The sequence below is a fragment of the Alginatibacterium sediminis genome (assembly GCF_003610775.1).
In the GTDB taxonomy this organism is placed as follows: domain Bacteria; phylum Pseudomonadota; class Gammaproteobacteria; order Enterobacterales; family Celerinatantimonadaceae; genus Alginatibacterium; species Alginatibacterium sediminis.
Map to the genome: position 1 here is coordinate 322,616 of NZ_RAQO01000006.1, position 12,878 is coordinate 335,493.

Sequence of the window (12,878 nt, forward strand, 5' to 3'; positions counted from 1 at the left end):
CTATGAAAATAATTAACGCACGACTTAGGGGCCAATCGTCTCTTTATACCTTAGTTGTCGAGAACGGCGTCTTTACCCTCATCGAGCCTCAATCGTCCTCAGTGGTTGATAGTTCAACGACAAAAGATGCGTTGATCGACGCCGCAGAAAACCTTGTGTGTCCTCCATTTGTTGAGCCTCATATTCATTTGGATGCTGTACTTACAGCCGGGCAACCTAATTGGAATATGAGCGGAACGTTGTTTGAAGGGATAGAGCGCTGGAGTGAACGCAAGCCCTTACTCACCGCCGAAGATATCGAACAAAGGGTTCTAAAAACAGTGGGGTTGTTAGTCGAAAATGGAGTTCAGTATATCCGCACGCATGTTGATGTGACTGACCCGCAACTCACAGCCTTGAAAACCATTGCTAAGCTCAAGCCAAAACTATCTGCTGCGGTAAATCTTCAGATTGTCGCATTTCCTCAAGAAGGTATTTGGTCATTCCCTAATGGTAAAGCGCTTATGGAACAAGCCATTGTCCATGGTGCCGATGTCATTGGAGGTATTCCGCATTTTGAATATACTCGCGAATATGGTGTCGAGTCGATGTATTGGGTGGTCGCTTTAGCCAAAGAACATGGGCTACTAGTCGATGTGCATTGTGACGAAATAGATGACGAAGCTTCTCGATTCTTAGAAGTACTCGCATGCGCAGCACTGGAATTGGACATGGGTGAAAGAGTGACAGCCAGTCATACTACCGCAATGCATTCTTACAACAACGCCTATTGTTCAAAATTATTTAGGCTACTAAAAAAATCCAAGATTAATTTTGTATCGTGTCCAACTGAAAGTATTCATTTACAAGGTCGCTTTGATAGCTATCCAAAACGCCGAGGAGTGACACGGGTGAAAGAATTACGCGAAGCGGGAATGAACGTTTGCTTTGCTCAAGACTCGATACAAGACCCATGGTATACCTTAGGCAACGGCAAACTTCTTAGGGTTTTGGATGCGGGTTTACATATTTGCCATATGATGGGCTATAGCGAACTTTCTAGTGCTTTAGACTTGATTACAATCAATGGAGCTAAAACACTTCAAGTAGAAGAAGAATACGGAATAGAACAAGGTAAGCCTGCCAATTTTATCATAGTCGAAGGGAGCGATGACCTGTCTGTGATACAGCGTCAAGGCGAGGTTCTACTATCGGTACGCAATGGCAACATACTAATGCAACGGCAAGCCGCGCAATTGTTGAAACGCCACAGCTTTGAAGTAAGTTAGACGTAAAGACATAAACCAAATTATGACTGTCTTGTTAATTCTATTTTGGTCAATGCAGACGATGTTCATGCCGGAGAATCTGCGACAGGGGGAGGGTTGTCGTGTCACAATAAATGTGGTCAAATCGTTGGAGTTCATCCATAAATAAATTAGTCCGCACTTCGCTAATTTAGCAACGTCTCTGAAACACTGTTGTCCAAAAATACCTAAGCTGAGTACGAATCAAGTGCACAAAACGTCATTTTGAGCGACTAAGTCATCATTATTATTTTGTACTAATTACCGATTTGGCAGTTGTGCAACTTTCTTGATAAACAAGTCCATTGCTGCATTTTTAGGTTTTGCAGTAAGCCAGCTCAGCTCCGTTGCCCATTGATTCGCTCGTACAGAGCCTGTCGGAGAGATATAGAACTCTTCCAAATCACCAGCGGCAATTGCACGTTCGCAAATAAAGCTTGGCAGCATAGCCCAGGCATTGCTTTGCAAGAGTAACTCCAGAGTGCTACGAGAGTTATTACTATAGATGATTCGTGAACTCAGATTGTGAGTATCTTGTTTGCCTAGTTGCTTCATAAACAAAGCCCCAACTTGTAACTGCCCGCGAACTCGCTCTAAAGGGACTACCTGCTCTTTGAACCCTAATGCGGGTGAGGCAACAAAGGTGACATCGAAAGAATACCCATCAGCGAGCGTCAGTTCATGATGACCGCTAAAGAGTGAAACTCCAAAGCCAACATCTGCTTGTTCATTTAATACATGCCCACGCACTTGCATTGGATCGGTGCTGAGTACCTTGAGCTCTAAAGCGGGGTAGTTGGATAAAATACTGGCGAAAACCGCACTTAGTTCTGCCCCCATAAGATCACTGTCAACAGCAATGGTGAGGCTGCTTGGAAGCCCTTCGATGAGGCTGTTTGCTTTAACATCGAGCAGGTCAAATTCTCGTAGTACCGATTTCGCATATTGATACAGCTCAGAACCAGCGGGCGTTATCTCTAAAGATCGTGGTTTTCGGATAAACAGCTCAATCCCAAGCTCTGCCTCCAAATTAGCGATTAAGCCACTCACGGTAGACGTGTGTTTCCCAATCTGGTAGCTCGCTTGTTTGAAACTACCCTTATCAACCGTTATTACAAAAGCGTTTAATTGCTCTAAAGTTGCTGCCATTAAAAAATCCGGATTCTTTACTTGGGTTTTAATCTTAGCACAAGAAAGGGTTTAGCCCATCCTTGGCCTTGTTCTTTGTCTAACTACTCTGTTGCATGATAGCACCATCAATCAGCAATGAGATTGTTGCTTTGCTTCATATCAGCTGATTACAAAAAAACCTAAGAGGAACGATCATGAAAAACTTCAAATTCAACAAAATTGCTTTGGCGGCCATTGCTGCGGCCTCTATTGCTGGTAGCCTTTCAACAGCAAGCGCATGTTCACGCCTTATAATGGATGGCGGCGATACCCATGGCGTAACGGTTGCTCGCTCGTTTGATTGGGGCGGTTCTGAACTGCAATCCATTGCCAAGGCACTTCCCGTTGGCACCCAAATAACGACCTTCGACGTACCGGAATACCAAAGCCCAGCGTCTTGGACAGTAAAGCATCACACTGTTGATTATGTAGAAGTAGAAACGTTCCACAGCACTTCTGGCGAAGCGATTAACGATAAAGGTTTGTCTGCTTCAATGTTGTACCAAAACCCTTCCGTAGAATTTGTGAATAGTGCGACCGACACCGGGGCTCCAGCAGTCCATATGTCGAATATCGTTCAATTTTTAGTGACTCAGTTTGCCACTGTTGAAGAAGCGGTAACCGCATTTGAAGCGGGTGAATTTCAAGCGGCATGGATTACTGGTATCGGAGGTCATCAACACGGCTTTCATTTCTCGGTTCAAGATAAGTCGGGTGACATTGCCTTATTCCAACTAAATGAAGGTGGCAAGATGGTCGTTCACCGTGGAGACATTAATAGTGACTTAAGAGTGATGGCGAATGCACCTTTACGTCAAGACATGCTTGAGTACGCGGAAAAATTTGACCTTGATGATGCTACCACCTTACCGGGTTCAATTAGTTCTCCCGATCGCTACATACGTGGCCTGCATGCTACGGCTAACATTAGCTTAGATGGCGACGCTGACTGGGTTGATGTACGAGGAAAAATGAAAGGCATATTCGACTTTGGTAATAAGGTCCCTCAAGACCTGATTGACCCTACTAACCAAGAATCTTATGCAACCTGGGAGACTTACGTCTACAACCTAGAAACCGGTAACACGACCTATTACAACGAAGGGAATGGTTCACAAATCAACATTAATTTCGCAGAAACGGTCGATTTTACTCAACCCATGTGTGCCGATATCTACCAGCAAGCGCGCGCGGATCAAAAAATCACGTGGTCTACTTGTAGTTAATCTAAACATTTGACCAATAAAGTAGTGGCTCATTGAAAGAGTCACTATTTTCACCAATGTGAGCCTAGTACGGTTTCTAATTGAATAGCTGATTGGCCAAAATTAGGGGCAATTCTACTATTTACTTAAAATCTTTAATCTTAAATTACTAGGCTATTCACAACATCCTAACTAGGTTATGCCCCAAAGTGTGCTAGCACCCATTGTTCACATCGAACCTTCATGCAAGGTTTGACTAACTTTTCATAATGAAACTATAGTGATGGCTATCGAGTAATCGTTTAAGGAGCAGTTAATCGATGAGAGTCCCGATAAAAGTAACCGAAAAAGGCAATCATTACTTCGAAATTCCAGACGAATTTCTAAAGGAGCTCGATTGGCAGGAAGGTGACGAGATCACTTGGAAAGACAATCAAGATGGTAGCTTTTCACTTGAAAAGTCAAGCGTTCCTCTGTCTTAAACATCTTTCGTCACAGCGTGGAGCAATGACACATTTCTGCCCCAAAACGTGTTTAGATTTAGGTTAGTTACATTTTTTCCATAAAAAGTGTCGGGTGTTGTCAGGCCTTACCAGACATGGATTTTGATTACTTCGCTAAGTAACAGCGACTTTCTTTTTACCAAGCCAAAGACGTGAGCACAAAGCGATTAGCTATTCGTACTATCGCTCCCTACTTAGAAAATGGGCGTCAAATCTTGGGTTGGCCGCTAACCTGTATGGCAATCATTCTATGAGGTGAACCAAAGCAACACTTGTCTATACAAAAACTAAAGACATTCGAGTGGTACAGCTTTCACCCGAGCATACAAAGGTAGGTAACACGCTCCGCTACCTTGGTGTTGAATTAGAAGGCGCATTATGTAGTCAGTTAGCCAGCGAGTAGACAACTTTAATCTGATTTATCCTTATCGTAGTGTTATTGAATGGTGCCTTTAAAATGAAAACAATCAAATATAACGGACGTGTTGTTTTTCAAAAACAAGATATACCCAGTTTCAAACGTATGCCACGTGTATTTGTAGACAGCGAAGCGTGCTTTGCGTTTGTTACTAATGGCGATTTTAACGTCAGGGAGCAGACAGAATCTGTTTCATTGAACAAAAACTGCGGAGTACTAGCAAAATGCACCAACTACTTTTATGAAAATACCAGCTACCATAATGATGACGGTGTAGGTGAAGCGATTGGCATCTTGCTTTACCCTGAAATATTTCAGTCACTGTTTAACTTTGATATTAGCCAGTCAAACTACAGGGTTGATTATAATATTATGCAGGTTGAAGTGGATAGATTGCTTGAGAACTATCGCGACAGCATTAGCATATTGCTAGACTCTCCAGAGTTGGCGGATGATTTACTTATCGAGAGTAAGCTACGTGAATTTGTCATTCTTATGGCGAAAAGAACCAATGCCCCGTCTGAACTCGATTTTCTTGCTTCCATGTTTAAACCTAATTTTGCCAAATTTGAAGATATTATCCAAAGTAATCTGTATGCGGATCTGAGCGTGAATGAGTTGGCGGCATTGTGTCATATGAGTGTTTCTACCTTTAAACGTAAGTTTAAAGAGGTGTATTCAGAACCACCAATGAAATACATAACCAAATTAAAAATCAACAAAGCTAAGGTGTTACTGAAAGATAATAACTTACGTATCTCTGACATCGTTTTTGAAACGGGTTTCGAATCGATTTCCACCTTTAACCGTACCTTCAAAGGACAAACCGGTCTATCTCCTTCTGAATTTCGTTTAGCCTGACGCCATACACCTATTCCTTCCGTACCTGTTGGCTCTTTTGAGCTAATCTGAGCAATATTTGAACTTTTCTGAAGAGCCTACCTTCTCCACTTTCCATATAGTTACCCCATCAGCTAAACACAGATAAAGGTAACGAATAATGGGTATCAGCTTTAAAGAAAAATATGGTGATTGGGCTCTTATCACAGGTGCAACGTCTGGCATCGGTGCTGAAATGGCTAGTCAAATTGCAGCAAAAGGATTGAATATTGTTTTGGTTGCTCGTCGAGAAAAAGAACTTGAAGAGCACGCAGCATTGCTTGTGGAACGCTATGGAATTAAAACAATGATTGTTTCAGCAGATTTAGCTACTACTGAAGGGGTTGAAAAAGTTAAGCACGTGAAGCAAGAAATAGGTTTGTTGGTACTCGCAGCAGGTGTTGAAATAAATGGTTCATTTGCTAAGACATCGTTAGCTAAAGAATTACAGATGGTGCAGCTTAATGTTACCTCTGTATTACAACTTACCCACCACTTTACACCCGCTATGGTGGAAAGAAAACGCGGTGGCATTCTAATGGTATCAAGCCTTTCTGGTCATATGGTTTCTCCATATTTTTCAAATTATGCAGGTACTAAAGCCTATGTTCTTCAACTAGGTGCTTCTCTTCATGGCGAGCTTAAACCCAAGGGTATTGATGTAACCGTTCTTTCTCCGGGGCTAACTAGCACACCGATGACTGCTGATAATGGCATTGACTGGTCTAAATTGCCAATGGTTGCAAAAGACCCTGCGGAAGTAGCTGAAATGGCCATCAATGGTCTAGGTAAAAAAGCGGTTGTGGTTCCCGGTAAACGAAATCGAATGGCGGCTATTCTTTCTGGAATAATCTCCCACCAAAAGCAGGCCACAATGGGTGAGTCAATGATTGGCAAAGCAATGCCCAAGAACAAAATGTAAAACCAATAACTTAAAACTCAGATTAAAGAAGGTAAAAACAATGATTAAAGTACACGTACTGTACCCAAATAAAGATGATGTCACTTTTGACTTTGATTACTACTGCAATAAACATGTTCCTATGATCGTAGGGCTTTTGGGAGAGGCAGTAACAGGGGCTACTGTCGATGCAGGCATTGCCAGTGTTGTTCCCGGAGAAGCCGCACCATATGTGGCAATCAGTACCATTTCATTTGATTCTATAGAGTCATTTCAAACAGCTTTTGGCCCACATGCAGAAAAAATTAAAGCCGATGTGCCGAATTTCACCAATGCTATTCCTATAATGCAGCTTAGCGAGCAAAAATTATAAAACCGCCAGTTTTCTACTGTGAAAATGAGCAGAATACAAATGGTCAATAAGTTTGTGTTCTGCTTAATGTTATTTTAGAAAATAAATCAAAGGCTAACATCATGGGAGTATTAGGAAAAATATGAGTAAGAAAATCAAATTAGATATAGTGTCAGATGTGGTTTGCCCTTGGTGCATTATCGGTTATAAGCGTTTAGATGCCGCCATAAAAGAGCTTGGTATGGAAGATAACATTGAGGTTGAGTGGCAACCGTTTCAGCTAAATCCAGATATGCCGCCTGAAGGTGAAGACTTATGTGCCCACCTCAAAAGAAAGTACGGCACCACATTAGAAGACAGTATTCGTTTCAGAAAAGAGATGACAGAGCTTGGAGAATACGTTGGATTTAAGTTCGATTACTTTGACGGACTAAAAGCGGTAAATACGCTTGATGCTCATATTCTTCTCGAATACGCAAAAAAAGTAGGTAAGCAAACCGAGCTTAAAAATCGATTATTTGCTTCGTTTTATAGCGAGCAAAAAGATATTTCTAACAAAAGCATTCTCAGGCAAGAACTGCAAAGTGTGGGTCTCAATGTAGAAGAAGCAATGAAAAGTCTGGATGACGATATTCTGCGAAATCATGTCCGTTCGCAGGAACAACAATGGAAACAAACGGGTATATCAGGAGTTCCAACGATTGTATTCAATCGTGAGAGTACTATATCTGGAGCCCAATCAGTGGATACGTATAAGCAAGTATTAACTGAATTAGCTAAGACGTAATTTCTGCCTCCCACTCAATCGAACTTTTACACTATTTTGGCGCTCTGAAAAGGTAACGGTCTATATGAAAAATAGAGAGCTTGAAGCCTACCTTCATCATCATATACCAGTATCAAAATCTCTGGGTATTGGGGTGAATACTTGTAGCGTCAAAAATATCGAGCTTATCGCACCATTGAAAATAAACATCAACCACATGAATACGGTGTTTGGTGGCAGCTTATCTGTTGTCGGTATTCTAGCTGGTTGGTCTTTAGTTTATGCCCAATTGGAGGCTGAAAAGCATCAAATTGTTATTCAAGAAAATAACATTCGATACCTGAAACCCGCCAATGGTGATGTTCGTGCAATATGTAAGTATGACAACCATACAATGTGGTCTCGGTTTCATCGTGCGTTTCAACGTAAAGGCAAAGGACGTGTTCAAATAGCCTGTAATCTATTTTGTGCTGATGAGTTGGTTGCTACTTTTGAGGGTGTATATGTCGTTTTTAATAAGAAGTTATTACTTAATGTTTAGCAATACAAAAAGTAACCTGTAAAGTAAGAGTGCTCTAAAGATTGTAACTCATTTATGTCCAAATACGAGTTAGGAACAACTGTAGCTATAGGGTTGCCAGAGTTAGTTGGGGAGTCATATTGATGACTAGTCTCCCCATTAGTAACCCTACGCAGCTAATCCACTAATGACTCGCCAGCTTCGTCTTCCATCACCGTGTCGGTTTCCAAACTGGCTTGGGCGAGCCACAATTGTACCGCCTTTGAATTGAGTACTTTTTGCTGGTAAATCTGAGCTGGAGTTGACAACTCAATGCCGTAGGTTTGCATGCGTAGCGCAATGGGTGCGTACATGGCGTCGGCTATCGACCATTGCCCAAATAACCATTCATTTGGGTGTAACTGCATTTGTTGTGACCAAATGGCATCTATTCGCGCAATGTCTTTTTGTGCTCCAAGGCTTAATTTAACCTGGCGAGTAGCGCGGCAATTCATCGGCATTTCATTACGGACATCGTTAAAACCGGAGTGCATTTCAGCGGCGATAGCGCGTGCATGAGCGCGTTCACTAAGCGCGTTTGGCCATGCTTTGTTGTCTAAGTAAGCTTCGTTGATGTACTCAAGAATAGCTAAAGAATCCCAGACTGTAATCGAGCCATCAACCAGAGCAGGTACTTTTGCAGTCGGTGTGACATGGCTTAGTTGCTGGTAAAACTCGTCGCTAAACAGTTTAAGTTTTTTGATGTCTACCTCTAGGTCAAACTGAGTAAAGATAAGCCAGGCGCGCAGTGACCAGCTGGAGTAGTTTTGGTTTCCAATAAAGAGTTGCATCGTTTCGTCCTTGTTAAGCGTTAAATAAGCGATGCAATGAGCTTAAGGGATTGTTTTCTTTTGCACTAACGGATAGTTTTGATAGCACCTATTTACAAAAACGATGGATAATTCAGCGACATGGATATTGATGCCTTACGCAGCTTTTTGGCCTTTGTTGAAACTGGTAGCTTTACCCGTGCTGCTAAGCAAATCAATCGCAGTCAGTCGGCGTTTAGTGCGCAAATGCGCAAACTTGAGCAAGAGTTGAGTGTGAGCCTTTTTGCCAAGGAAGGGCGTAACTTAGTACTCAGTGAAGCGGGGTTAAGCCTGCGTTCACATGCGCAGCAGTTAGTTAGTTTGCACAATAATGCCTTGAACGAAGTCTCGCGTTTTGAAGATAAACGGGCCTTGCGCTTAGGCTGTCCTGAAGACTACAACGACGTCATTTTGCCAAAGTTAATCGGGCTACTTAAACAAGCTGAGCCTCTGTGTTCTATTCAAGTGTTTAATCAACCCAGTGTTGTGCTTCGCGACTGGCTTGATGAAGGTAAACTGGATGCCGCCATTGTGACACGCGCTCCAACCAGTGAAGAAGGGCACTGGATTGCTCAAGATGAGGGGGTTTGGATAGCCAACCCGAATTTTAAAATGAACAGTTGTGAGGTGTTGCCTTTAGCCTTGTTTCAGTCAGATTGTAAGTATCACGCGGCTGCTATTGATGGGTTAAGCAAGCGGGGCACACCCTATCAGTTACTGGCCTGTACCAATACAGCTTCGGCTCAGCGAGCGATAGTTAGAGAAGGCATAGCAATTGGCGCTATGGGTCGAATTAGCGTAAGCGGTGACCTTAAGATCCTCGATAATATGCCTGCCTTGCCAACGGTAGATATTGTGCTGCTCACTGGCGTTCAAACTCACCCGCTATTAAGTCAATCTAAACTCGAAAACTTACTATTGGCTTTAAAAGCGTAAATCTAGGTTTATGAAAGCGATTACCAATTAACTTGCTTTGAGGTAAAGTGCAGCATGATTTCGAACGACAACGCGTATGACAATACCAATTAAGAATATAGCTGAAGCTGAAATTACCTGTGGCAATTGCCAGGCCTGCTGCTGTCAGCTAGAAGTAATGATTATTAGCGATACCGGTGTCCCCGATGAGCATATTGCTCGCGACCAATGGGGTTCAGAAACCATGCTACGTTTAGATGATGGTTGGTGCTCCGCTTTAGATCGCGAGACGCTAATGTGCTCGATTTACGAAAACCGACCTTGGATTTGCCGCGAATTTGAAATGGCATCATTTGAGTGCCGCAGTGAACGAAAGTCTCAAGGCTTAGACAGCATTCTAGACTAAACCTAAGTCACACCTAACTTACTTAGGCTAGGTGTTGATCCGCCATCGACTTTCGATACTGGCTTGGGCTTAATCCAGCCCATTTTTTAAAGGCATTTCTAAAGTTGGAAACGTCGCTAAAGCCTACCCGACTAGCAATCTCGTCCAGTGACAATTGATGTTGTTCTAAGTACTGGCTGGCAACTGCAAAACGAGTGTCGGCCACTATAGCGCTGTAGGAGCTATTCTCTTTATCCAAGTGGCGTCTTAAAGTGCGCGAGCTCATGCCAAACTCTAGCGCTGTTTGTTCAATGCTGGGATATTGTCCGGGTCGACTTAACAGTAATGCGGCTATTCGCTCACTGGTTTTATGCGCACCGCGCAGTTTACTTTGAATTTGCTCACAGCTTTGTATACAGGTACTTAGCGTGGCAGCATTGGCACTTGGAATATCCATCGCTAAAATTGAGGCGTCAAACTGCCACTCCATCATCGGGCTATCAAATTCAATTTCGCAATTAAAAATGTCAGCATATCTCGTGGCATAAGTGGGTTTGGGGTAGGGCAAACTAAGCTTAATGGAGTGAATAGGTGCCCCTAATACTTCACAACATAGCGAGTAAATAGCGCTAAACCAATACTCGGTGCAAAACGGTAGCATTTCGTCTAGTTCTAACAGCCCTTCGCCTTGGAAATAACAGATCCCATTTTCTACACCCATGCGCTTACGCAATACTGGACCTGCCAAGCGCAGATATTTAAACCCCAGCAGCAAGGCATCACCAAGGTTGGCTGAGCTAAAAAAAGCATAACCAAGCATGCCAAAATCGCTAACGCGGGAATTGATACCGACTTCAAGCCCAAGATGCGGCTGCCCGCTAAGTTGCAGCGCATTTCGATAGACATGCAGTTTTTGATTAAAGCTAACGGCAGTTTTAGACGATGAAAGCTGCTCTATTTGAATACCACTGCCCAACAGCAAATGTTGAGTATCAATGTGCTGGGATAGCAACACTTTGTATAACAATTGTAAGTCCAAGATCCCGTAGCTTTGTTGGCTAGGGTCGGGATTGTACTTCGCTAAATACTCCACAACTCACTCCTGCATCTACGAAAACCTTAGTTTAAAGCGAACATGTCCGAATATAACCTAAAAATGTCCCCAAAAACCATTGTAAACCCTACTATTTATGACGTAATTTAACAATATAATTACATGTTGTAAGAATTTATATGTCTCAAACGATTAATAAAAAAGACCAACAAAGCGAAATGAGCCTCGAAATACTATTTGAGCGTATGTCAGACGCTTTTGCCGCAAATCCGTATCCAAACTTGAACCAGCGGCTAAATTACTTGTCGGATTTAAAAAGACAATTACAGCGCTACCAAGACCTGTTTGCCACTGCGATTAGTCAAGATTTTGGAAATCGTGCACATACGGAATCAAAGTTTGCAGACATTCTTGGGCCTATCCTAGATATCAACCATGTTCGTTCGCACCTCAAGCGTTGGATGAAACCATCGAAGCGCCGAACAGAGCTTATGTTTACTGGCAATAGTCTGCAAGTGAGCTATCAGCCAAAAGGTGTTGTGGGCGTAATATGCCCGTGGAATTTTCCGCTGTTTTTGTCACTTGGACCGATGATTACCGCTCTTGCTGCTGGTAATCGGGTGATGATAAAAATGCCGCCTAATTGCCCAAATACCACCGCTGTTTTGATTCAAATGCTCGATGAGATTTACCCAAGAGATTTGGTCTGTATTGTCGCTGGAGATCATCCGCAAGCAATGGAAATATCCCATTTGCCTTTCAATCATTTGATATTCACCGGCTCGCCAACTAGTGGCAAGCTGATCATGGCCAATGCAGCCAAAAACCTAACTCCGGTAACCCTTGAGCTTGGTGGTAAATCGCCGGTGGTAGTGTTTGACGACTATTCAATTGAAAAAGCCGCCGAGCGCGTTGCCCACGGAAAAGGATTTAATAGTGGTCAAATTTGCTTGGCGCCAGACTATGCACTGGTGCCACAGGCGAAAGTAGAGGCTTTTGTGCAAGCGGTAGTGTTGGCTCATCAAAAGATGTACCCAGATATCGCCCAGAATGACGACTACACCAGCCTGGTTGATGCTAATCAGGAACAGCGTTACTTAGAGTTGCTACAAGATGCACGTGACTTAGGTGCAACCATTACTAGCGCAGGCTCTAGTAATGGTAAACGTCAATACCCTTTGCAAGTCGTAAGCAATCTCAAACCTGAAATGCGGATCTGCCAAGAAGAAATTTTTGGTCCCATTTTGCCGGTGATGAGCTACCAAAATTTGGACCAAGTTGAAGCCTACATTAATGCGCGTCCTCGTCCCTTAGCTATCTATCCATTCACCAGCGATCAACAGCGATGCGATCAGCTTTTAGCTAAAACCCATAGCGGGGGAGTGACCATAAATGATTGGGGATTTCATGCCTTTAACCACGGCGTTCCATTTGGCGGTGTCGGTAATTCAGGTATGGGCAATTACCATGGCGAAGAGGGTTTTCGCGAACTTAGTCATGCACGTTCTATACTTAAAATGCGGCCTTGGTTCCCTATACATTTATTTACAGCTCCTTATAACGGCGCGTTGCAAAACTTCATACTAAAACTTTGGATTTCCAAAGCAGACAAAAATCTAACACGATACGACACATAATCTTAATTTTTGGCATAGCCAACTCACCCTTTGCTGGTG

Annotated in this window: 14 protein-coding genes; 11 read left to right on the forward strand and 3 right to left on the reverse strand. The window is 42.9% G+C overall.

Annotation, left to right across the window (positions count from 1 at the left end; all coding sequences use genetic code 11):
* The first annotated feature begins 2 nt into the window (after positions 1-2).
* Positions 3-1,268, forward strand: a complete 1,266-nt coding sequence (codA, locus tag DBZ36_RS12255; RefSeq protein WP_120355236.1) for a cytosine deaminase — start codon at positions 3-5, stop codon at positions 1,266-1,268.
* A gap of 279 nt (positions 1,269-1,547) precedes the next feature.
* On the opposite strand, the gene DBZ36_RS12260 is transcribed toward codA, so the two are convergent.
* Positions 1,548-2,435 carry a LysR family transcriptional regulator gene (locus tag DBZ36_RS12260; RefSeq protein WP_120355237.1) on the reverse strand — a complete coding sequence of 296 codons (888 nt, stop codon included), beginning with the start codon at positions 2,433-2,435 and terminating at the stop codon, positions 1,548-1,550.
* Positions 2,436-2,611: 176 nt separating this feature from the next.
* Between DBZ36_RS12260 and DBZ36_RS12265 the strand changes: the two genes are divergently transcribed.
* The 7 genes from DBZ36_RS12265 (at position 2,612) to DBZ36_RS12295 (ending at position 8,021) form a co-directional block, all read left to right on the forward strand.
* The gene (locus DBZ36_RS12265; protein ID WP_120355238.1) at positions 2,612-3,682 is read left to right on the forward strand and encodes a linear amide C-N hydrolase; all 1,071 of its coding nucleotides are present in this window, start codon (positions 2,612-2,614) and stop codon (positions 3,680-3,682) included.
* A gap of 299 nt (positions 3,683-3,981) precedes the next feature.
* A complete protein-coding gene (locus DBZ36_RS20625) occupies positions 3,982-4,143 on the forward strand; it encodes a hypothetical protein (RefSeq protein WP_199711857.1) in 162 nt (53 codons plus the stop codon).
* 478 nt (positions 4,144-4,621) lie between these two features.
* On the forward strand, positions 4,622-5,443 hold the full coding sequence (locus DBZ36_RS12275; protein WP_233558130.1) for a helix-turn-helix domain-containing protein: 822 nt from the start codon (positions 4,622-4,624) through the stop codon (positions 5,441-5,443).
* Positions 5,444-5,582: 139 nt separating this feature from the next.
* On the forward strand, positions 5,583-6,383 hold the full coding sequence (locus tag DBZ36_RS12280; protein ID WP_120355240.1) for an SDR family NAD(P)-dependent oxidoreductase: 801 nt from the start codon (positions 5,583-5,585) through the stop codon (positions 6,381-6,383).
* 40 nt (positions 6,384-6,423) lie between these two features.
* Positions 6,424-6,735, forward strand: a complete 312-nt coding sequence (locus DBZ36_RS12285; protein WP_120355241.1) for an EthD family reductase — start codon at positions 6,424-6,426, stop codon at positions 6,733-6,735.
* Between the two features lie 121 nt (positions 6,736-6,856).
* On the forward strand, positions 6,857-7,501 hold the full coding sequence (locus DBZ36_RS12290; protein WP_120355242.1) for a DsbA family oxidoreductase: 645 nt from the start codon (positions 6,857-6,859) through the stop codon (positions 7,499-7,501).
* A gap of 64 nt (positions 7,502-7,565) precedes the next feature.
* A complete protein-coding gene (locus tag DBZ36_RS12295) occupies positions 7,566-8,021 on the forward strand; it encodes a YiiD C-terminal domain-containing protein (protein ID WP_120355243.1) in 456 nt (151 codons plus the stop codon).
* Positions 8,022-8,176: 155 nt separating this feature from the next.
* On the opposite strand, the gene DBZ36_RS12300 is transcribed toward DBZ36_RS12295, so the two are convergent.
* Positions 8,177-8,830, reverse strand: a complete 654-nt coding sequence (locus DBZ36_RS12300; protein ID WP_120355244.1) for a glutathione S-transferase family protein — start codon at positions 8,828-8,830, stop codon at positions 8,177-8,179.
* Positions 8,831-8,950: 120 nt separating this feature from the next.
* On the opposite strand from DBZ36_RS12300, the gene DBZ36_RS12305 reads away from it, so the two are divergent.
* Complete coding sequence (locus DBZ36_RS12305; RefSeq protein WP_120355245.1) at positions 8,951-9,784, forward strand: LysR family transcriptional regulator; 834 nt, start codon at positions 8,951-8,953, stop codon at positions 9,782-9,784.
* Between the two features lie 76 nt (positions 9,785-9,860).
* On the forward strand, positions 9,861-10,169 hold the full coding sequence (locus DBZ36_RS12310) for a YkgJ family cysteine cluster protein (protein WP_120355246.1): 309 nt from the start codon (positions 9,861-9,863) through the stop codon (positions 10,167-10,169).
* 22 nt (positions 10,170-10,191) lie between these two features.
* Here DBZ36_RS12310 and DBZ36_RS12315 read toward each other — a convergent pair whose 3' ends face one another.
* Positions 10,192-11,241, reverse strand: a complete 1,050-nt coding sequence (locus tag DBZ36_RS12315; RefSeq protein WP_120355247.1) for an AraC family transcriptional regulator — start codon at positions 11,239-11,241, stop codon at positions 10,192-10,194.
* A 140-nt stretch (positions 11,242-11,381) separates the two neighbouring features.
* Between DBZ36_RS12315 and DBZ36_RS12320 the strand changes: the two genes are divergently transcribed.
* Positions 11,382-12,839 carry a coniferyl aldehyde dehydrogenase gene (locus DBZ36_RS12320; RefSeq protein ID WP_120355248.1) on the forward strand — a complete coding sequence of 486 codons (1,458 nt, stop codon included), beginning with the start codon at positions 11,382-11,384 and terminating at the stop codon, positions 12,837-12,839.
* Positions 12,840-12,878 lie beyond the last annotated feature (39 nt).

Coding starts and splice junctions, on each gene's coding strand:
- DBZ36_RS12320 (WP_120355248.1), top strand. CDS start 11,382: ATGTCTCAAACGATTAATAAAAAAGACCAACAAAGCGAAATGAGCCTC.
- DBZ36_RS12290 (WP_120355242.1), top strand. CDS start 6,857: ATGAGTAAGAAAATCAAATTAGATATAGTGTCAGATGTGGTTTGCCCT.
- DBZ36_RS12285 (WP_120355241.1), top strand. CDS start 6,424: ATGATTAAAGTACACGTACTGTACCCAAATAAAGATGATGTCACTTTT.
- DBZ36_RS20625 (WP_199711857.1), top strand. CDS start 3,982: ATGAGAGTCCCGATAAAAGTAACCGAAAAAGGCAATCATTACTTCGAA.
- DBZ36_RS12265 (WP_120355238.1), top strand. CDS start 2,612: ATGAAAAACTTCAAATTCAACAAAATTGCTTTGGCGGCCATTGCTGCG.
- DBZ36_RS12280 (WP_120355240.1), top strand. CDS start 5,583: ATGGGTATCAGCTTTAAAGAAAAATATGGTGATTGGGCTCTTATCACA.
- DBZ36_RS12260 (WP_120355237.1), bottom strand. CDS start 2,435: ATGGCAGCAACTTTAGAGCAATTAAACGCTTTTGTAATAACGGTTGAT.
- codA (WP_120355236.1), top strand. CDS start 3: ATGAAAATAATTAACGCACGACTTAGGGGCCAATCGTCTCTTTATACC.
- DBZ36_RS12295 (WP_120355243.1), top strand. CDS start 7,566: ATGAAAAATAGAGAGCTTGAAGCCTACCTTCATCATCATATACCAGTA.
- DBZ36_RS12275 (WP_233558130.1), top strand. CDS start 4,622: ATGAAAACAATCAAATATAACGGACGTGTTGTTTTTCAAAAACAAGAT.
- DBZ36_RS12310 (WP_120355246.1), top strand. CDS start 9,861: ATGACAATACCAATTAAGAATATAGCTGAAGCTGAAATTACCTGTGGC.
- DBZ36_RS12305 (WP_120355245.1), top strand. CDS start 8,951: ATGGATATTGATGCCTTACGCAGCTTTTTGGCCTTTGTTGAAACTGGT.
- DBZ36_RS12300 (WP_120355244.1), bottom strand. CDS start 8,830: ATGCAACTCTTTATTGGAAACCAAAACTACTCCAGCTGGTCACTGCGC.